Annotated in this window: 14 protein-coding genes and 1 pseudogene; 5 read left to right on the forward strand and 10 right to left on the reverse strand. The window is 43.7% G+C overall.

All coding sequences use genetic code 11. From position 1 onward, the window contains the following. Window positions 1-10: 10 nt before the first annotated feature. The gene (locus P5G61_RS13955; protein ID WP_301247093.1) at window positions 11-1,291 is read left to right on the forward strand and encodes an MFS transporter; all 1,281 of its coding nucleotides are present in this window, start codon (window positions 11-13) and stop codon (window positions 1,289-1,291) included. A 101-nt stretch (window positions 1,292-1,392) separates the two neighbouring features. Here P5G61_RS13955 and P5G61_RS13960 read toward each other — a convergent pair whose 3' ends face one another. The 4 genes and pseudogenes from P5G61_RS13960 to P5G61_RS13975 form a co-directional block, all read right to left on the reverse strand. Beyond that, window positions 1,393-2,109, reverse strand: a complete 717-nt coding sequence (locus P5G61_RS13960) for an amino acid ABC transporter ATP-binding protein (protein WP_373456367.1) — start codon at window positions 2,107-2,109, stop codon at window positions 1,393-1,395. A 4-nt stretch (window positions 2,110-2,113) separates the two neighbouring features. Then, complete coding sequence (locus P5G61_RS13965) at window positions 2,114-3,559, reverse strand: amino acid ABC transporter substrate-binding protein/permease (protein ID WP_301247094.1); 1,446 nt, start codon at window positions 3,557-3,559, stop codon at window positions 2,114-2,116. A gap of 353 nt (window positions 3,560-3,912) precedes the next feature. Next, window positions 3,913-6,150, reverse strand: coding sequence for a M1 family metallopeptidase (locus P5G61_RS13970; protein WP_301247095.1), 2,238 nt, complete (start codon window positions 6,148-6,150; stop codon window positions 3,913-3,915). A 243-nt stretch (window positions 6,151-6,393) separates the two neighbouring features. Continuing rightward, window positions 6,394-8,337 (reverse strand): annotated as a pseudogene (locus P5G61_RS13975) (glycoside hydrolase family 127 protein). Between the two features lie 125 nt (window positions 8,338-8,462). Here P5G61_RS13975 and P5G61_RS13980 point away from each other — a divergent pair. Further along, on the forward strand, window positions 8,463-9,326 hold the full coding sequence (locus P5G61_RS13980) for a helix-turn-helix domain-containing protein (RefSeq protein ID WP_301247096.1): 864 nt from the start codon (window positions 8,463-8,465) through the stop codon (window positions 9,324-9,326). A 30-nt stretch (window positions 9,327-9,356) separates the two neighbouring features. Here P5G61_RS13980 and P5G61_RS13985 read toward each other — a convergent pair whose 3' ends face one another. Further along, window positions 9,357-10,742, reverse strand: coding sequence for an MFS transporter (locus P5G61_RS13985; protein ID WP_301247097.1), 1,386 nt, complete (start codon window positions 10,740-10,742; stop codon window positions 9,357-9,359). Window positions 10,743-10,851: 109 nt separating this feature from the next. On the opposite strand from P5G61_RS13985, the gene P5G61_RS13990 reads away from it, so the two are divergent. Next, window positions 10,852-11,742 (forward strand): LysR family transcriptional regulator, encoded by an 891-nt coding sequence (locus tag P5G61_RS13990; protein WP_301247098.1) that lies wholly within the window; start codon window positions 10,852-10,854, stop codon window positions 11,740-11,742. 70 nt (window positions 11,743-11,812) lie between these two features. On the opposite strand, the gene P5G61_RS13995 is transcribed toward P5G61_RS13990, so the two are convergent. The 3 genes from P5G61_RS13995 to P5G61_RS14005 all read right to left on the reverse strand — a co-directional run bounded on the left by P5G61_RS13995 (window position 11,813) and on the right by P5G61_RS14005 (window position 13,752). After that, window positions 11,813-12,184, reverse strand: coding sequence for an iron chaperone (locus P5G61_RS13995; protein WP_301247231.1), 372 nt, complete (start codon window positions 12,182-12,184; stop codon window positions 11,813-11,815). A 107-nt stretch (window positions 12,185-12,291) separates the two neighbouring features. Continuing rightward, window positions 12,292-12,885 carry a YdeI/OmpD-associated family protein gene (locus P5G61_RS14000; protein ID WP_301247099.1) on the reverse strand — a complete coding sequence of 198 codons (594 nt, stop codon included), beginning with the start codon at window positions 12,883-12,885 and terminating at the stop codon, window positions 12,292-12,294. Window positions 12,886-13,125: 240 nt separating this feature from the next. Next, window positions 13,126-13,752, reverse strand: coding sequence for a hypothetical protein (locus P5G61_RS14005; RefSeq protein ID WP_301247100.1), 627 nt, complete (start codon window positions 13,750-13,752; stop codon window positions 13,126-13,128). Window positions 13,753-14,127: 375 nt separating this feature from the next. Here P5G61_RS14005 and P5G61_RS14010 point away from each other — a divergent pair, with 375 nt between their 5' ends. Beyond that, window positions 14,128-14,502, forward strand: a complete 375-nt coding sequence (locus tag P5G61_RS14010) for a BlaI/MecI/CopY family transcriptional regulator (protein WP_079344546.1) — start codon at window positions 14,128-14,130, stop codon at window positions 14,500-14,502. A 9-nt stretch (window positions 14,503-14,511) separates the two neighbouring features. Continuing rightward, window positions 14,512-15,864 carry a M56 family metallopeptidase gene (locus P5G61_RS14015; protein ID WP_301247101.1) on the forward strand — a complete coding sequence of 451 codons (1,353 nt, stop codon included), beginning with the start codon at window positions 14,512-14,514 and terminating at the stop codon, window positions 15,862-15,864. Window positions 15,865-16,061: 197 nt separating this feature from the next. Here P5G61_RS14015 and P5G61_RS14020 read toward each other — a convergent pair whose 3' ends face one another. Together P5G61_RS14020 and P5G61_RS14025 are read right to left on the reverse strand one after the other, a co-directional pair. Continuing rightward, entirely contained in the window at window positions 16,062-18,110 is a 2,049-nt protein-coding gene (locus tag P5G61_RS14020; protein ID WP_301247102.1) for a glycoside hydrolase family 16 protein, read from the reverse strand. 200 nt (window positions 18,111-18,310) lie between these two features. Next, window positions 18,311-19,882, reverse strand: coding sequence for a response regulator (locus P5G61_RS14025; RefSeq protein WP_301247103.1), 1,572 nt, complete (start codon window positions 19,880-19,882; stop codon window positions 18,311-18,313). Window positions 19,883-19,885 lie beyond the last annotated feature (3 nt).

Consider the following 19,885-nt stretch of genomic DNA (forward strand, 5'->3'; position numbering starts at 1 on the left):
GGGAGAAGGAATGAAGACGCTTTTTCGTAATCCGACATTCTGCAAGCTGTTCATTGCCGCTTTTGCGTCGCAGCTAGGCACCGTGATTGGAAATATGGCATTCGCCTTTTATTTGGTAGACAGGTACAGTGAGCGCCCGTCGCTCGCTACGATGGCGGAGCTGATGTACTCGTTGCCCACCTTGACTGTATTCTGGATCGTCGGTGTCATCGCAGACCGGTTCGACCGCAAACATATTGCTGCCTACAGCGACTGGATCAGGGCAGGGCTCACCCTGCTGCTGCTGTTATTTGTTCATTATGACATGCTTTTCTTCTGCTTTTTGATGCTTTTTTTACGAAGTTCAATATCCAAATTTTTTGGTCCTGCGGAAATGGGATTACTGCAAGGCAGCATTGATCAGGATCAGTATGTTCAGGCCTCCGGTCTCAATCAGATGATCATGGGAATGTTTATGCTCTTTGGCATGAGCTTGGGCGCAGCGACCTATCATTTTATCGGCATTAAAGGTGCCTTTATCATAGACGGCATCAGTTTCCTGATTTCCGGTCTTCTGCTGGCCTGGGGCGATTTTCCCGAACATGCCCGTACCCCCAACGGAAGAACCTCTGTTCGTGAACTGCGGCTATCACTTCTGTTCAACGATTTTTGGCAAGGCCTCCGATATATTGCCGGGAATCGATTACTTCTCGTACTAATTAGTGGATTTCTGTTTTTCGGTATTGTAAACGGTGTCTTTTCCGTGCTCCCCATCTTTACCATGAAATACAAGCTAAGCCCCGAAAATTACGTCGTCTATTCTTCGCTCATTACTGTCTTTTTGGGAATTGGCTTTCTGATCGGCAGCATCATCGCTCCTCACTTCATCCGGCGATTCACAAGAACTCCGATCTTAATATCCGGTCTGTTTATTTCGAGCCTGCTCATCGGAGGACTTGGAACAACCGTGCGGATTGAAGTCTATCTCTTTATCATCCTGTTGGCTGGAATTGCCATAGCTCCTATTAACATCGCACTTGGCAGCTGGATGCCGGAGCTTGTTCCCCCGCAGAATATAGGTCGAGTCAATTCATTAATCGAGCCGATCATGATGCTTGGCCACTCACTCGCTTTAGGAGGCATCGCCCTCGCCTTTCCAGTCTGGTTATCGGTCACCTGGCTGCATTACATGTTGGCATTCTGCACGATAGCTGTCAGCTTTTTCTATCTGAAATTTCTCCCCTCTCTTGTCCGCAACGGATTGGTTTATGCGACGGCCGAAAAGGCCATCGCAAATGGAAAAGAAGGATAAATACACCCCTCAGAACTTCACCGGTAACCTGACGGTTTATCCAATGTCTATTCTAAGGGGTGCACTTCACTGATCTTAAAAAGGGTTTTAATTTGATTTTTTTAGAGTACTTTTTCTAGGAAGCTGATCGTGCGCTCATTCTTCGGATTTCCGAATATCTCTTCGGGAGTCCCTTGTTCTACGATAAATCCACCGTCCATGAAGATAACACGATCCGCAACTTCACGGGCGAATCCCATCTCATGGGTAACGATCATCATCGTCATGCCTTCGCTCGCAAGGTCTTTCATTACACCGAGTACTTCGCCTACCATTTCGGGGTCAAGCGCCGATGTTGGTTCGTCGAATAACATAACATCCGGGTTCATGGCAAGCGCCCTTGCGATAGCTACACGTTGTTTTTGTCCGCCTGATAGTTGATTTGGATAGCTGTCTGCTTTATCCGACAAACCAACACGATCAAGCAAACGAAGTGCGGTATCGCGGGCTTCTTTTTCATTTAATATCCCCAGTTCTCTGGGTGCAAACATGATATTTTTAAGCACGCTGAAATGGGGAAACAGGTTAAAATGCTGAAATACCATGCCAATATTCTCCCGTGCTTTGTTAATGTTCGTTTTGGGATCATTCAGATCCCGATCATCCACAATAACCCGTCCAGCTGTAATCTCATCTAATTGGTTAATGCAACGCAAAAACGTACTTTTACCCGAACCTGAAGGTCCGATGACACAGACAACCTCACCCTCGAGGACGGACATATCGATTCCCTTTAGAACCTGATTCGAACCGAAACTTTTCTTTAATCCTTCAACCATAATTTTACCCACGACGAACCTTCACCTCCAGATAATCAGCGATTTTAGTCAATGTGATAATGACAATCAGGTACATGATCGCAACAGTCAACCAAATGTCAAAAGAGGCGAACGTTCTTGCGATGACAATTTTACCGGATTGCGTCAACTCCACAAGGCCAATGACGGATAAGATCGACGTATCTTTCAGTGTAATGACCATCTGATTAATAAATGAAGGGATCATAACCCGTATCGCCTGAGGAATTACGATCTTTATCATTGCTTTACGATAAGGAAGACCCAGTGAGCGGGCGGCTTCCATCTGTCCACGGTCAATCGATTGAATCCCGCCACGAATAATTTCGGTTACGTATGCCCCTGCATTCAAACTTAGTGTCAGAATGGCGGCCAGAAACAGCGGCATCGTAAAGCCCATAGCCTGCGGAATCCCAAAATAGATAAAGAACGCGAGGACAATCAAGGGAATTCCGCGGAAGATGTCTACAAAGACCGTTGCAACCCCACGAAGGAATTTATTTTGTCCCACTTTCATAAAGCCAAATATCAAGCCGATGATAAAGGCAAAAAACAGAGATACAATCGTATATAAAAGTGTGTTTCCCAAACCTTTGAACAGCGAAGGGAGCGATTTCCGAATCAATTCCCAACGACTTTGGGTTGCCACTAGGGCATTTTCACCAAGGTACTTCTCTTTAATACGTTCATACTCGCCGCTTACCTTAATATTCGTTAAACCCTCGTTAAACATCTTAAGTAGTTCTTGATTCTTACCCTTACTTACCGCAAATCCGTAGGAAGCCCCATCTTCTCTATCAGTAACGATTTTCAAACCGTTATTCTGATTTACCCCAAATCTTAAAACAGGTTCATCTTCAAAACATGCAACCGAATTACCGGTTTTCACATCATCATACATCTGCGAAGAATCATCAAACGGAACGATGGTAAAGCCATATTTAGAGGAAATGGATTCAGCAAAGCTGTACCCTTCTGTGCCCGTTTTCACAGCGACCTTTTTACCGCGAAGATCTTCGTAGCTTTTTACAGTATCATTATTGGCACTTATCCCCATCATTACGCCTGATTGATAATAAGGCTCTGAGAAATCAAACTTTTGTTTACGTTCATCCGTAATACTCATTCCCGCGATGACGCCATCTACCTGATTGGACTCAAGCGCTTGCACTGCTGCATTAAATCCCAGGGCTTTGATTTCATAGTTGAAATTCTGGTTTTTGGCGATGGCATCCAGCAAATCCATATCAATGCCTACATAATCCCCATTTTCATCTTGATATTCAAACGGTGCAAATGTAATGTCCGTGCCGATCACATACGTTTTTCCTGAATTGGAGTTTGCATTGGCATACCCCGACCATCCGGATAACCCCGCTACTAGGAGCAGAATTAGTGATAGTACAAAAAATGAGACCTTGGTTTTTTTCATATGTCCTCCTCATCTCGGTGTTCTCCGAATTCTGATCATTTTCTTGTCGTTCATGTTACTCTCGTACATTTTCAGGTGTCTTCACACATTATATTGTTATTATTTGCAGGATATTAACAAATTAACAATCAATGCTCTCCCTTACACTCTTCACTTTCCTCCGCAACGTTATATTTTACATCCATTTAAAGATCCACGTTATATTTACCCTTTAGACCAGCTTTTAAAAACCTAAATTCAACTAAAATAAAAAAGTCGCCATATAGGCGACTCTATAACAGACGATATTATGATCTTCCCATGACAATTGCCAAAGGATTTTAATCTTTCTTTATTAGATTGAACACTTCGAATTATTCTTCAGCAAAAAATTTTGAAAGAGGATTTTCCACTTTTTTATCCAGTGTTACCTTGCCGGTCTTATCAAGTACATAGTACTGATAATAAGCATTCGTGAATCCAATGGATTCCTGAATTTTCATCATAAACGATTCAAGACTGCCACCGCTCAGAAGATCTTCATTCCAGAAATAGTGCAGCATTAAGCGATTCTGATTATAAGGATGTTTGATTATATACGCTCCCGCTGCAGACGGTTGATTCATGGTCATCTTCCATTGAAAGCCGATACGGGTGGCACGGTCCATGATGCTGGGTTTCAAAGCTTGTACAAAACCATTGGATTTGGCATTACCAATTACAATCATATTGCTGGTGGCCAGCTCCTTTTTCATTTTTTGCTTCAATACCGAACGGTCCCGAATTACGTCATACTTCACTCCGCTCAAATCCAGAAGAGTTGTCAATTGGTTAACCATAGCTTCCTGTTGTTTGCTCGCTGACTTGCTCACCTGATCACTCAGCACAATGGCTAATGGCTCACCTTGAAGGGTTTTATCCATCACGCGGCTCATGGTTTCAAAAGGCAAATTCGGAACCTGAGTTAAGGCTGATTCATACAGCAATTGAAATTGATCATGCAGATATGCAGCTTTTTCCTCCTTGGACAGTTGATATTCAGGCTTCAGCACAAAATTGGGCTCATACAAAGCCGTCTTCATTTCCTTTCTCACCTCTTCCCCCAGTACATCTTCTATAGTTTGGAGAAATCCGTCAATCGTAGCGTTTTGATACACATAGCGTTTAAAATACACTTTCATAAATGCATCAAATTTCTCTTCCCCGACAGAGCGGTACAATTGGTATATCGCTTGGCGGCCTTTATCGTAATAGACAGGACTTGCCCAATCTCCCACTTCATCATTGGTTGAAGCAATGGCCTTATCCACCGTGGAATCGTCAAATTGGATGGATTTGAAACCATTCAGCTTATCCCCCTGCTCCTCAGCAAAATATACTTTGGAAAAATCCGCAAAACCTTCATCCAGGAAGGACTCCGTCTCTGAATCATTTCCGATTAACGAATGGAACCACTGATGTGCAATTTCGTGGACAAATACCGTGTCCTGTTCAGGAGCCGCGTTTATTCCGATTTGTCCCATTTGAATGGCCCTAGAATACTCGATAGCCACACCTTCCACATACGACTCAACAATGCGGAATTCAGGATAAGGGTATTTACCGTATTTGTCGCTGAAAAAATCAATGGCTTTGAATGCTTGGTCAATATATCCATCAACGATCTTTTTCTTATCTGGCTGGTTATCAAAATAATAATACTCTACGGTGAGGCCATTGCGGGTTACGCTGTCCACTTTGAAGTTTGGGCTGGCAAAGAAAACAAACTCCCTTGTATTTTTTGCCACGGTGGATACCACTTTCCGTCCTTGCTCCACGTCATCTTGTGTTGTTAACGCACCAGGCATCATTACCTGATATTGATCGGGAACATTGAACTGAACTTCATAATCCGCGGACGTATAATAATCCGTTTCAAAGGTTTGACTATATGGTTTGCTATCCCATTCATGCTTGGCCTCGTTATAAACTGACATTACAGGGAACCAGTGAGCCCCATTAATAATATCTTTGTAATACGACAAGCGCTGTGAGCCATAGGGAATCTTCAGGTTGAAATGGACTTGAACCGAAACGGATTTTCCGGGCTGAAGAGGCTGCTCCAGTTTCACCGTCAAGGCTTGGTTTTTATTACTGAAATCAAGGGCTTGCCCACCGGTCGCCACCTTCTCAATATCAATGCCTCCAAGAAAATCTTCCGGCTTCTTATCAGGATTATTTTTGCTGATTTCTTCATTTGAACGTGTGAACATGCTCGTCTGGGTTGATTTTGAAAGGTTGGCATCTGCGTAAGTATGAAGAACCAGCTGATTCAATGTATCTTTGCTTGTATTTCGGTAAGTAATGGTTTCATTCCCCTGAATCGTCATCTTCTTCTCATCCAGCCGGGCTTGAATTCGGTATTGAATAGGCGCCTGAGCATTAACGTCGTCTGTGGCTTGTGAAATAGCAGATACAGGAGATGCTTGAGCAGCAGCACTACCCGTACTTATTAATGGGCATGCGGTCAGAATCAAAGCGAGTGCGGTGACTGCTGTTATTTTGACTCGATTGGATGTTAAGGAACGTGAATGATTGATATAAATCTCTCCCTCGAATGATTTTTGAAGCACAAATGCAAGTATAGGAGACCAACCTTACACTGGTTTAATGCGTATCTTAAATTTCGTTTAAAAAAAGTGGCTATTTGTATTAAATGAGAATAATAATCAAAAAGTACCCCGTTTCCCTTCCTAATCAATGATCGATTATCCGATATTTATTAAATTCTGAAAATAAAAAAGCCGCCATGCAGGCGACTTCTAACCACTATGATCTTATCCTCAATCAATGGTATAACAAGCAAGTTTCATAAATCAGGTACGAAGCCAAACATTCATTTCTCCCGCTTGTCGATTACCCCATAAATAATAAGGGATTGCTTTGAGTTTTACGGGTTTCAAGTTATTGTGTAACGGCTGTTAAGGTTGATTCTCCATCCACACAGATTCATCCACAAGTAGCCCATCAACATCTATAGTAATGCAGCCACCAAGTAGTTCAGGCGTTTCGTGTTCTCTCAACTCCGGCTCCTCGGCTAATGAAAATGAAGACAGTGGAGATCCATTATCCACTTGCTCAAGACAATAAACGAGAGGACCGCGTTGGATGGCAGCTTTGCCTGCATCTGACCGAATCTGAGGATGTGCAGCGATCAATTGGGTCTCCAGCGGCAGTATCCACTCTACGATATCACCATCAGACCAATCGCGTTCCATTTTTGCATAACCATTTTGCTTACGATAATGTTGTGGTTCACCATTGATTTTTAACATGGGGTCTTTACTTTGAAACCAAAGAGGAATTCGCAGTGCAAGTTCAAACGGAACATCTTTAGCTTGATTGCCAGTAAAAGAAATCGAAAAGTCCACTTTTCCATGCCACGGCAATTCAGAACGTTGGTGTAAGGTCACTTGCAGGCCGTCTCCTGCCCAAAATTGAAGCTCACTGCCAATAAACAAATGTACGTACACCGCTTTCCCGCTATCGGATACATCATAAATATAATCATGAAGTGAACTTAATAAACGAGCCACATTAGGCGGACAGCATGAACAACCAAACCATTTCTGACGTACAGGCTTCACGTGATGTTTGTCTGGATTTTTTTCACTCGAATCCGGATGCACCTCTAGTGGATTTACATAGAAGAAATGTTGACCATCTTTGGACATGCTGCCAAGCACATTATTGTACAAGGCCCTTTCCATGACGTCAGCGTAGTCGCTTTTGGCTTCCAATTGCAGCATCCGACGTGCCCAGAAAATCAGACCAATGGAGGCACACGTCTCCGCATATACCGTATCGTTGGGCAAATCATAGTCGAACGTGAATGCTTCCCCCAGATGTGTCGCACCTATGCCACCGGTAATATACATTTGCTTGCGCGTTGTATTGATCCAGAGCCGCTCACACGCTTCACGCAAACTCGTATCATTCGTGAGGCGTGCCAAATCGGCCATTGCGGTGTACATATATACAGCACGAACAGAGTGACCCACGGCCACTGATTGTTCTCTCACAGGCAGATGAGACTGATAGACCTCAAGATTGGGAGTTTCTTGCGACCAAATATTCTTTCTACCTCCACGTTCCCATTCTTCCACGAAATAACTCGGCTTGTTGCCGCGTTCATTAATAAAATAACTGCTTAGGTCAAGATAACGTTGTTCTCCTGTAACGTTGTACAGTTTAACAAGCGCTAACTCAATCTCCTGATGTCCACAATATGCCTGAATTTGACCTGGTTCGGTTCCAAACATACTATCGATGAGATCAGCAAATCGGCATGAGATGTCAAGCAATCTGCGCTTCCCTGTCGCTCGGTAATAGGCAACTGCTGCCTCAATCATATGACCAGCACAATATAACTCATGAGCTTCATACAGATTGGTCCATTGTCTTCCAGGCGCTTGAATGGTGAAGTAGGTATTTACATAGCCATTTTCGTGTTGAGCTTTACCAATCAGGTCAATCACTTCGTCAGCGATGTTCTCCAGCTTTGGATCAGGTTGACTGCCAATCGAATAAGCAACCGCTTCCAACCATTTGTAAAGATCACTATCCTGAAATACCCATCCCCCGAATTCACCTTTTTCCAGGCCCGCAGCAATTCGAAAATTACGGATGGCATAGCTCGGCTCCGCACCTTCGATTCGGTCATTTAACGCTTCCCATTGATAAGGAATGACTGTCTGACGGACTAATTCTGAATATTCTTCCCAGAAGTTGTCTTGAATAGTGACTTTGTTCTTAGGCATATGGAATTCCTCCTATAAAATTGACTCTTCTGGTTTTCAATTATATGCTGTGATTAAGAAGGAAAATAGAACTGAATTGAACTTTTTTCTATAAAATTTAACACGAAAAGTGAGGGGAATTTGCTTTGAATGGAGAGGCAATTATTGAGCTTAACGTTCCCCAACTCCCCTATTATTTAGGAGCAGGACGTTCTGAATATGAAATTGGGGATCATCATCCGAACCGAAAAAATCTTGGAATCTATGATTTACTAATTGTGGTGAAGGGAGAGTTATATATCGGAGAGAACAATCAGCAATGGACTTTGAAAAAAGGAGAAACACTGCTCTTGTTGCCTGAGGGAGAACACTTTTCGAACGGGCCATGTACGGAGAAAACTGTGTTTTACTGGCTGCACTTTGAACATGCTGCGAGATATGAAAGCTTCCCAACCTCTGGTAACCATGAACCGGAGGTGCAAGATTCTTCCCGACCGTTTGGTAACTCATATACGTTAAGTCTTCCTAAACATTCAAAATTAGCTGACCCTCAAGCGGCTTTCAACCTCCTGGAGCAATTGTTGTCACTGCAAATCGAACATTCCTTTTGGCACGAGCAACGCTTGCTCGGTGAATTACTTTCCATGTTGGAAGAAGGTAGCTTGCGGGTTATGGACTCCGTACAGACTCGATTAGCAGAACAAGCATCCAATTACATTCAACAGAATTACAAGACAAAGGTCACAAATGAAACCTTGGCGGCAGCTCTCCATTTTCATCCCAACTATGTTATCCGTTGCATGAAAATGAAGTATGGTAAAACGCCAATTGAATATTTAAATGAACTTCGTTTAGAACGTGCGAAGCGGCTTCTGGTAACTACAGACTGGCAGATCGACCGTATCGCTGAAGAAGTGGGTTTTCGTTATGCTCCCTACTTCTCATCTTGTTTCAAACGGTATATCGGATTGTCTCCGCTTCAGTTTCGAAAGCAATATATGGCTAAGTAATTCTTTGTATCAGCCGAACCACTGTCCTTATCAGCATTGGGTTTCCTTGTCTATTCTCTGACGTCTTAAGGTCATCATGATTAAAGATGCAGCTAATACCGTCAGGATGATTCCGAGCGTTTGGAATCCCATAAAACTGAAAGTATCCCCCATGACAATACCAATCAACAATGACGACAGAATAGTACCTAGATATCTCGATGTATTAAAAATACCCGATGCGACACCAATCATTTCTTTGGGTGTACTCTTAAACAAAGCCGCCTGCATACCGACGCTGTTCAACCCGTTACTTATACCAAATACAGCTAGGGGCAAGATTACATTCACAACTGGCGAAGCTTTATCCAATACCACAATCATGATGGACCCGAGCGTCATTAACACGGCAGAAACGATCAAGGCTGGTCGTGTCCCTGATTTGTCAATCCAGCGGCCTGCTAGAGGAGAACTGATGAGTGAACATAAACCGAGGGTGAGCATGATTATTCCTGTATGAACTTCGTTGAGATGGCGAACCTGCTGCAAATAAGACGGTATACCAAAAAACAGAGCGTAAAACAACGTGTTAACCACCATAAATTGTACATTCACCCATGTCATCTCGGGATGTTTGGCAAATACCCGCAGCGGAATAAAGGGGGACGGCGTTTTCCATTCATGCCGTATAAAAGTCGCTAATGCAATCAAACCGACTCCCCCTGCCATAAGGTGCCATGTTGAAAGATGTCCGGTTGAATTAACTGAAAGCAAGCTCATTAGCAGAGTTACCAAAGCGATTGTGAACAAAAGTATGCCTGGCGCATCGATCAGCAGGAACCATTTCTTGATGGACATGTCACCATGGTTGGGTTTGAGTGCCCCATCTTTGGGAATCGTTTTCCAGGCGAAGATAAAGCTTGCGATTACAAATGGAATATTTACAAGGAATATGCTTGGCCAGTCCCACCAATGAATCAATACACCACCAATAAAAGGGCCTACCGCTGCTGCACCAGAAAGGAACATTGCGAGGACTGACAAGGCAGCTGCCTGTTTCTCAGTAACATGGATTTTCACAATCGCCATCCCAACGGCTACCATCATGCTTGTACCAACAGATTGAATGATTCGGAACACGATGAGCCACGAAAAACTTGGAGATAACGGAGCTAACACGGAGGAAACGAAAACAACAACAAGACCAGTAAGGAATATCTTTCTGCGGCCGAACAGATCACTGCACTTGCCCATGACGGGTTGAGCCACAGCACTGGCAATGTAAAAGGAAAAAATGATCCACGAAACTGCCGTAACATCAAGTAGATATACCTGTTGCAGTCTTGCAATCGCTATAGATATCATGGAGGAATTTAACGGATTCAGCATGATTCCCAAACCGACAGCGATCATTAACCATATATTTCGAACGTTCATTATGAATATCCCCTCCTTCTGTTGTCATCTTAATGGAATCCCTTTATTTATTCCAACGCATTTTATGTTATGATTTGATGAACTAAAAGGAATAAGAAAGTGGTGCGAAATGGAGCTTCTTCAGCTACGCTATTTTTTGACGTTAGCCCGGTGTGAACATGTTACGGAGGCAGCGGGTAAGTTGCATGTCACTCAATCTTCATTGAGTAAAACGATACAACGATTGGAAGAGGACTTGGGTGCACCGTTATTTGATCGATTGGGCAGAAAGCTGCGTTTAAACGAATTCGGAAGAACATTCCTTCGACGGACCGAAAAAGCCTTATTCGAATTGGAACAGGGAAAACAGGAAATTGCAGATCTCTCCAACCCGGATCACGGCACACTTCAGTTGGCGGTCACTACAGCAAGCACATTACCAGGGATCTTGCGGGAATTCCGAAAAAATAAGCCGAATGTTCAGTTTCATGTACAAATGGTTACTTTGGAAGACATGTCCACACTTCTTCAACGAGGCGAAATCGATTTTTGCCTGTCCTCCCCTCCAATTCAAGGTGATGATATCCAATGTCAGATGCTGTTCCAGGACCCTATTGTCGTAGCTGTGCCTCTTAGTCATCGATATGCGGATCGAAGCAGCATAACATTAGCAGAGCTTAAGGATGAGTGGTTTGTGGGGGTGAAAAAAGGATATGGTATTCGTGATCTGGTGGACTCCAAATGCCTGTCGGCCGGGTATGTACCGAAGTATGTTTACGAAGGAGATGAGCCTGCAAGATTAACTGCACTTGTGGAAGCCGAGATTGGGCTTGCCTTTATACCAGGTACAGCAAGAAATCCACAGGAAAGCATTGTATATCTTCCGATCGAGGATCAGAACCTTGTGCGGGAAATTGCTTTATTGTCGCATAAAAACAGATATATCTCAAAAGCAGCTATCGCATTTCGCAGCGTTGTTATAGATTATTTCGGATCAATGTCCAAACTAATGGACAAATGAACAATAGAAGACCCCGCTCACCGTCTGTATGTGAGAGCGAGGTCTTATCTTATAGAATAGTATTCCCATGCTATTTCCGCCAAAAGGTTGAACAGTCTGCCTTTTCCGTAATATTGAATTCAATCATTTTCTCCAGTAATGAGAAATCAACCGGGCCATCCCACCGAATACGTACCAATTCTTTGGTATGATCATAGCCAGCTTTTACAATTTCGTCGGAAAAATGATTAATACCAGCCTTTTCGGGCGCCACAGCCAAATGATGTTTCGCTACGCTAAAACCAATAATAAATGTGCCATGATCGGTAAACATAGGCTGATTCCACGCTATCTTTGGCACTAAATTTGGGTACTCCTTGGTAATCCATTCTAGAATTTCCTCCGTTCGATCCCGATGTCCAAGGTTATCAATTCGTGCTAAATATTCTGCAAAAACTTCCATCATATCTTCTCCTAACCCAGATTTATTTCTCATACTTCATCTCATATTATCATGAAAATAATATTGAAAAGCCCTTTGGCCCACATTCACCAAAGGGTTGAAATGCATTAATCATTTAAACCTTTTCCTTCCAGAATTTGCTGCGTATATTTCTCAACCCTTGAGACCCGGGTTTTGGATTGCTTGGGTTGGGAAAAATAATATAGGTATGCTCGTTGACGTCCAGGCGTCAATGCTTCAAAAGCCTCTTTCAAAGCAGGATTTTCATCCAATTGATGTTGAAACTCTTCTGGAACATCATATTCTGTATGCTCTTTAAGAGTTACTTTCAAGCCGGCCTTTTCAACCTCAATGGCTTCTTGAATATACTCTTTCAAGATGTTTTCCATATCAACGATCTGTTGAATATTGGTGAACCGAATTTGCCGGGCGGACTGTACATTCTCTGTTTGTTGGACTAGGATGCCCTGCTTGTCCTTTAATAAGGCACCTTTGTGAAACAGCAGCGCACAATATTCTTTAAATCCATGAATGATCACGACGTTTTTATTCTCCAATGTGTAACAGGGATGCATCCACTTAAAGTCTTCGGTCAGACCGCAGTCAAGGATAATCTCTCTTAACTTTACCGATTCTTCCTTCCACTTCTTTGCTTTGTTTAAATATCCATCAACTTTGGGGTTTGTTTTATTCGTTGTCATCAGGGACCATCCTTCATCATTCTAATCATATGGCGACAAACACATCCAGCGAATGGTTATTCTCGTTCGTAACCTGCTCTCTACATATGATTGCCAAGAAAAAGCCGTTCATTTCATTCAACACCATGTAGCGTCGTTTAAATATTATGACACCATTCGCTGTCTGGTCAAGACTAGCTGTGATTCATTTTATATACAAAGTGTCCTTTTCCCTCCGCATGGAGCTAAGCCCTAAGCTATCTAGGCTTTTGCATATTGCAAAATTGCCGTCGCTGCACGAATTCGCAGGTCTTCTTCTTCGCTCTGCAATGCCTTTTTCAGAACATCGAGTGCTTCTTGAATTGTGCCTTCATCTATTCTAACTGAAGAATGATTATCTCCTTCAGTCGTTGCGGAGGGGAGGGAAATCCAGGGGTCCAGTTGCGCCTGAGTAATTGCATGTTCGAATTTCGCAATGATTGAATCATGACTAACTAGTGCCAATACTTTATCATTTAACTCTGATAAGGGAAGACGACCTAGCCAGGTAACTCCTCGCCGGTGGCATATGTATTCCTCTCCGGTACCATTGGAATCATCGTAAAAATAATCGCCCAAATCTCCAACGTATGCCCATTCATCATCGTTTACCAAAACGTTGTCTCCATCCTGCATGATATACACAAAAGTATGGAGCGTTCCCAGGACATCACTAAGTTCCGTCTCTTCTATTCTGTAGTGTTGAACCAGTTGTTCTTTCCATTCTTCAGCAGGCTTATGCTCCAAATCTCCTGTTGCAGGCCAACCAATGCCGATAAAGTTATTCTCCAGGAACGACGCGGTCCAGTCGATCTCTTGCAGTGTAGATTGTATATGAAACAGATTCATATGATTTCTCCTCTATGTTGGTTTCAGGATTTAAGACTAAGTATATACTCCAGACATTCGTCTCTGCATTAAAATCATTCAAAGATTGAGTTTACTATATATGTTCAACTAAACATTTACACAAGAACAGAGAGGACAGAAATAACCTGAAGAAGCGAAACATTCACCTAAAAGCTTTCTGAAAGAAAGCTACATCGGAGTATCAGTGTAAATATTCATTAGTTGAACTTATATAGATAGTAAAAACCTGCCTTTGGTTTCGAAAAATCCATTCGACACTTGACTATCTACTACGTGATGTAGTAAATTTATCGTACTACGTAGTGTAGTAATACCATTCGTTATGGACGCATAGCGATGTAAGGAGTGTTCACCGTGAACCAACTTCAGAAATTATCAGATACTGAAATGGAGCTGATGGAAGTCATCTGGGAGTGTGAGCCACCTGTCACCTCCACCGAACTGCTGCACATGTTTTCTCAAAGAGGTAAAGCATGGAAAGCACAAACGATCTCCACGTTTCTATCTCGGCTGGTAGACAAAGGGGCGCTAACTGCTACAAGGCATGGACGTACCAATAAGTATGTCCCCCGTATATCCCCCGAAGATTACAAGCTATTGGAGACACAACAAGTCCTGGATGGATTATACCAAGGCTCGGTAAAAAATTTGATTTCAGCTTTGTATGATGGCGACAAGCTCTCTGACCAAGACATTGCAGAGCTGAGACAATGGTTTTCGGAAAAGTAGGTGTAGTCTATGAATACCCTTCTTGTATTACTGTCTACTCTAACTGTTGCCGGAAGTGTCATCGTCGCTTTCATTTTGTTATTACGCCTTGTTCCCTTTCAAGTCTTCCCTGCAAAATGGCGTTTTGGAATTGGGAAAATGGCTTTAGGTCTATATCTATTGCCCGTCTTTCTTGTTTTCAACTGGATTTTTTCATTATTCACATCTAGTACTACAGTAAACGAGGTACCCTTAAATATTGAACATGTATTGCCTGGAGCATTGAATCCGGCTCCTGCCATTCAGGTACAGACCATTTCGGCAAACGTTGCTCTCGCTTTTATATGCTTATGGGTAATCGGAGCCATAGCTTTTATAGCATGGCAAACCTATTGTTATTGCAGGTTTCTCAAGAAATTAAAACTTACGCGAACCACTGTTCCGAATAACAGTGAAGTGGCTATGCTGCTCCCGGTAATCAAGGGCAATCTGGGTCTCAAGAGCGAGGTTCGGCTTGCTTACAGCGCTATGATTCGCAGTCCTTTTCTAATTGGGCTGAGAAAACCAACTATTTATCTGCCTGTGAAGAATTCTGCAAATGTGGATATCGGTATGGTGTTCCATCATGAACTGATCCACCTGAAAAGGAAAGACCTATGGATCAAGGCGCTCATATTAATAGCTCGTGCATTGCATTGGTTCAATCCATTGGTTCATATGCTTTCCAAAGATATTCACACATGGAGTGAACTGTCCTGCGACGAAGAAGTTGTAAAGGGAATGTCCTATGCGGATCGTAAACGCTATGGAGAAACGATTCTTAACGTAGTGGCCGGATCAAGGAGTTTACCTTTACAATTCTGCTCCTCTTTATCCGGGGATGGGAAACAACTAAAAAGGAGGTTAACTATGATGCTTAACGTAAAGAATGTGAATAAGAAAACCTTTGTTATCGCGATATCAGCACTATTTCTAGTAGCTGCAATTAGTACGGTGTCCACGGCTTGGGCTTCCAGCAATACTCCCAGGGTGGTTGCGAGTGAGGAAGCTTCCCAGGTAACACGTCCATCACAACAAGCGGCTGTCCGTGAAGAGGCTCCTGTAGTAATACGTTCATCGGAACAGGCGGTTGTCCGCGAAGAAACTCCTGTGGTAACTCGTTCGGCAGCACCAGCGGCAGTGCGCGAAGAAACTTCTGTGGTAGCACGTCCATCGGCAGAAAGGACTGCTCGTGAAGAAACTCCTGTAGTAACACGTCCATCTGCACAGGCGGTGGCCCGTACGGAATCTTCTGTGGTGTCACGTCCATCGGAGCAAACGACGGTCCGTGAGGAACCTTCTGTAGTCCGTAGTCCTGCGACAGAAGCTTCTAATAGACATTAAAATCATTTTCCACCGAATTGCAAATAACTAGGCACTGTATACAAAATTGAAGCAGCCTTCGTTCAACAATTGAACGAAGGCTGCTTCATTATTTTAAGAAGAGAGAGACTATTTGAATTGAATGGCTTCCCTTCTCAAACAGTAACAGTTATGGTGAATAGCCTTAACACGACCGCATCTTGGAGACATCTGTCTTATTACTGTGCTTTATACACACGTACATAATCCACTTGCATCGTTGCCGGGATATCGGACGCGTTTGGCGTACGGCCACCGTCGAAGTTTCCGCCGATTGCCAAGTTCATAATAAGGTAGAACGGCTCATCGAAAGGTGCGTTCGGATTATTCGGTGCAGCTGCGGAATACCACTGCTGGTTGGTGACTTTATAGAAAAACTTGCCGTCGACATACCATTTAATGCTGTCCTCTTCCCAGACTACCGAGTATACATGATAATCATTGGCAAAAGTTTGGCCTTCTGGGAAGTGATAATCGCCGCCCGAAGACTGGTTCACAGGCCATTGTCCACCAAAATGTACGGTACCGCTTACAGAGCCAGGCAGACGTCCTCTCGCTTCCATGACATCGATTTCACCCGATGCTGCCCATGTGCCATATACAGAATCTTTAGGAAGCATCCATAGTGCCGGCCAAACTCCATCGCCCGTAGGCAGCTTGGCACGAAAATCTACTCTGCCGTACTTCAAGGAGAGCTTATCCTTGGTGTTAATCTTACCGGAGGAATACTGTGCATACCGATTCGGATCCTGCGGGAAAGATTTGCTGTCGTTCATGGCTTTGATATTCAGCTTTCCGTCCTGTACAAATACATTTTGGGTGCTGTTCGTGTAGTGCTGCAGTTCTGCGTTGCCCCAACCCCAGGTAGCAGGATCGTTATTGAGATAATAGCCTGTTTCATAGTTCCATTTACTTGTATCGAGCGTAGTTCCGGTGAATTCATCCTGCCAGATGAGATTCATACCCGAGATAGCCGGGTCGGTTGGTGTTCCGATGGAGATATCCTCTTGATCCGATACATCCGGGCGAGGAGCATTTGGATTACCGATGAAGGTATAGTTCACGAAGTTGTTGCCGATATTTCCACCCACCTGTCCGTTCAACGGATAGCCGATACGGATTTGCATATTTTCCTGGATTGGCTGGAACCAAAGGCCATAGATATAATCAGCCCAGTATCCCCACTGATTGGCATCAGACATATTGTTGTAGCCATTACCGGAGTATGCAAATTTGCTCTGACTGGAGTTGCTCAAATCCACCCATTGACCATTAATGTTAATCTGGTATACGAAATTGCCCAGTTCCTTGGCGATTGCCGCACCCCCGTCAATTTTGGGAAGCGGTAACCCAATGGAACCATTTGCATCTGCTGTAAAAGTTGTTCCTTCGTATGGCGTAATGACATATGAATTTCTTGTCGGTTCATTAAAGGTAATCGTATAAATGAGGTTAGCCGAAGAAGTCTTCGATTCCAATTTTACATTGATCGACTCCGTTACGGTAAACCAGTATCCGCCCCCACCATCGGTGAATTGGCCGAAGTTGTGATCATAGATCCAGCCACTGGCTGCGTTATTGTCAATATCAATCCATGTGCTGCTGTTTACAGGTTTTACATACACCTTCAGATCATCAGCTACGGCTTCATAGGTTACCGCAGAATCATTGTTGAACGTTGGATATGTAAAGCCTGCACCGCCTGTGAAACTTGCTGTAATCTGCGGCCCTTGTGTTGGGCTCATAGCCGTAATGGTTGTTTTGTTTATGTTTTGGAATACAAGTTGATATTCAAGCTTGACACCATTGGCTTTGGAGTACAGTTGAATTTCAGTAGTTGCGGAAAGCGTGAACCAATAGCCATTGAAGCCGCCATCGCTCCAGTGCCCCCAGTTTTGGTTATAGATATAACCGCCTGCCTGGTCAATATCAACCCAGTTGTTACCCACTTTCACATTGACACCCACGTCACTGTAAACATCGTTCCACGTAGCGGAGCCTCCATTGAACTTAGGCATAACAAATCCGTAGCTGGCTTTGCCAACTCCAGATTTTGAAATAACAGGTCCATCTGCTGGTGAGAAGTACTCCATTGAAGTAACTGTGGTTCCAGCTGCTTGAACTTTCGAAGTTGGCAAAATGCCAACACTAGCCAGCATCACAACCACTAAGAACAAACCAAATACCTTCTTCATCAACCGTTTCTCCGCAAAGTGAGATGGTTTCATAATTGCCCTCCTTTGATAGAATCATAGTTTCTCCCAATCTATGCGTATAAAGGAAACCGCTTACATCGGGGAATATCTTTATTCTATCGAATAGGATAATCTGCTGAAAAGGTACATTTATTTTTGTTGTATCCCATTTTTTTGGGTTTTGATGCATATGCATACTCACCCCATGGTATTTCCCAAGTAAGCATGCTGCCTCAGGGTGTTGAGCTGTGGTACTTCACTTCACGTTCTGCCTTTTGCCTCATCATTTGTCGGTACTCTGAGGGTTGAATCTGCATCACGAGGCGAAAAGCCCGTGTAAAGCTTTTGTAGCTTTCGTAGCCTACCATAGAAGCTACCTCAACAATTTTATAATCGGTTTCGGCTAGGAGCCGCCGCGCTTTATCCAGACGCACATCTCGCAAGTATTCGGCAAAGCCTTTGCCAACATTCTTCTTGAACAGATTTGAGAAATAGGCATAATTAAGTGACACATGATTGGATACCATTGCGAGGTCCAGCGGCTTATGGTAGCTCTCATGTATAAAACGTATGGCTTCATTTAAGTCCTGCGAATTGCGATAGCTGCATTTATATTCAAAATAGAACTGATTTAACCGAAGCAGCTGCTGCTGCAATGCTTGAATATAATCGCGCATCCCCGGATAATCAAAGAGATTACGCAAAGACTCAAGATCCAGCGCCTCCTCCCCCATATAGGGGCGAATAACACGCTCGTATTCTTCCATCATCTGCACGGTAGCGCCGCAGAGCTGCTGCGTATAGCGAATATGATAGCGTTGCAGCACATTTTTGTGAAATATTATGGAAATGCCCTGAGCGATTTTACCACTGTTGTCGGTCCCAACGGATTGGAACAGATCATAGAGCTCCTCATAGGGAAGCTGCCACTGCTGCTCCATATGCTCAATATGTGCTGGCAGGATGCTGTACTGATCTGGAAACAGGTAACTATGGCGGCATAGCTCAAGCACTTGTGTATAGCTGCCTGGCAACACCTTTAATCCCTGCTGAGGGTCAGTCATAACGGTTACGGCATCGATCATTCCTTCCTTAAGCGCCGCTGACAAAGCATCCGGGTCTATGGCTGCATCCACTGCGAGTATCAGATAAGGGCTGTGTTGCAGACAAATACAACCTTGTCTACCGAACACACCATAGGCAATAGCTTCCATGCTATGGACGTTGCTCGCCCCGGGCTGATTAATCCAACATTTCTCCCGCAGCAGGCATAGACGATAATTGCACCATAAGGAAGGATTTTGTTCCTGGATTTGCAGAATCCAAGCCTCCTCGTTTAATGCTCCCTGCATAAACATTCGTAATTCTTTACGATCTGTCTCTCGGGCGAGACGGGATACATGCTGCATGTTGTGCGTAAGTGCTTGCCGTGTTTGGATTTCTTGCCATATATGCTCTAACGAAGTTTGCAGATCCTCCCGCTTCAGTGGTTTTAGCAAGTAGCCCTTTGCCCCAAGCTCGATAGCTTTTTGGGCATATGTAAAATCACTATAACCGCTAATAATGAGGTACTCCACCTCGATGCGCTCCTCTTTGGTTTGTGCCATGAGTGCCAACCCATCCATATCCGGCATCCTAATGTCGGTAATAACGATGCGGATGCTATGCTGACGCAGAAGGCTTAGCGCCTCAATTCCGCTCGCGGCACAGTAAATGTTGTTCAGTTCCAGAGGAAATTGTTGCAGCATCGCCTGCAGACCATCACGTATATGCTTTTGATCGTCCACAATCAGAATATTCATCATTTC

Origin of the sequence: Paenibacillus vandeheii (genome assembly GCF_030433635.1) — a bacterium.
Lineage (GTDB): Bacteria > Bacillota > Bacilli > Paenibacillales > Paenibacillaceae > Paenibacillus > Paenibacillus vandeheii.

Excerpts from the sequence above, each read along its gene's own strand:
- P5G61_RS13955 (WP_301247093.1), top strand. The coding sequence starts at position 11 with ATGAAGACGCTTTTTCGTAATCCGACATTCTGCAAGCTGTTCATTGCC.
- P5G61_RS13960 (WP_373456367.1), bottom strand. The coding sequence starts at position 2,109 with ATGGTTGAAGGATTAAAGAAAAGTTTCGGTTCGAATCAGGTTCTAAAG.
- P5G61_RS13965 (WP_301247094.1), bottom strand. The coding sequence starts at position 3,559 with ATGAAAAAAACCAAGGTCTCATTTTTTGTACTATCACTAATTCTGCTC.
- P5G61_RS13985 (WP_301247097.1), bottom strand. The coding sequence starts at position 10,742 with ATGAACGTTCGAAATATATGGTTAATGATCGCTGTCGGTTTGGGAATC.
- P5G61_RS13990 (WP_301247098.1), top strand. The coding sequence starts at position 10,852 with ATGGAGCTTCTTCAGCTACGCTATTTTTTGACGTTAGCCCGGTGTGAA.
- P5G61_RS13995 (WP_301247231.1), bottom strand. The coding sequence starts at position 12,184 with ATGGAAGTTTTTGCAGAATATTTAGCACGAATTGATAACCTTGGACAT.
- P5G61_RS14000 (WP_301247099.1), bottom strand. The coding sequence starts at position 12,885 with ATGACAACGAATAAAACAAACCCCAAAGTTGATGGATATTTAAACAAA.
- P5G61_RS14005 (WP_301247100.1), bottom strand. The coding sequence starts at position 13,752 with ATGAATCTGTTTCATATACAATCTACACTGCAAGAGATCGACTGGACC.
- P5G61_RS14015 (WP_301247101.1), top strand. The coding sequence starts at position 14,512 with ATGAATACCCTTCTTGTATTACTGTCTACTCTAACTGTTGCCGGAAGT.
- P5G61_RS14020 (WP_301247102.1), bottom strand. The coding sequence starts at position 18,110 with ATGAAACCATCTCACTTTGCGGAGAAACGGTTGATGAAGAAGGTATTT.
- P5G61_RS14025 (WP_301247103.1), bottom strand. The coding sequence starts at position 19,882 with ATGATGAATATTCTGATTGTGGACGATCAAAAGCATATACGTGATGGT.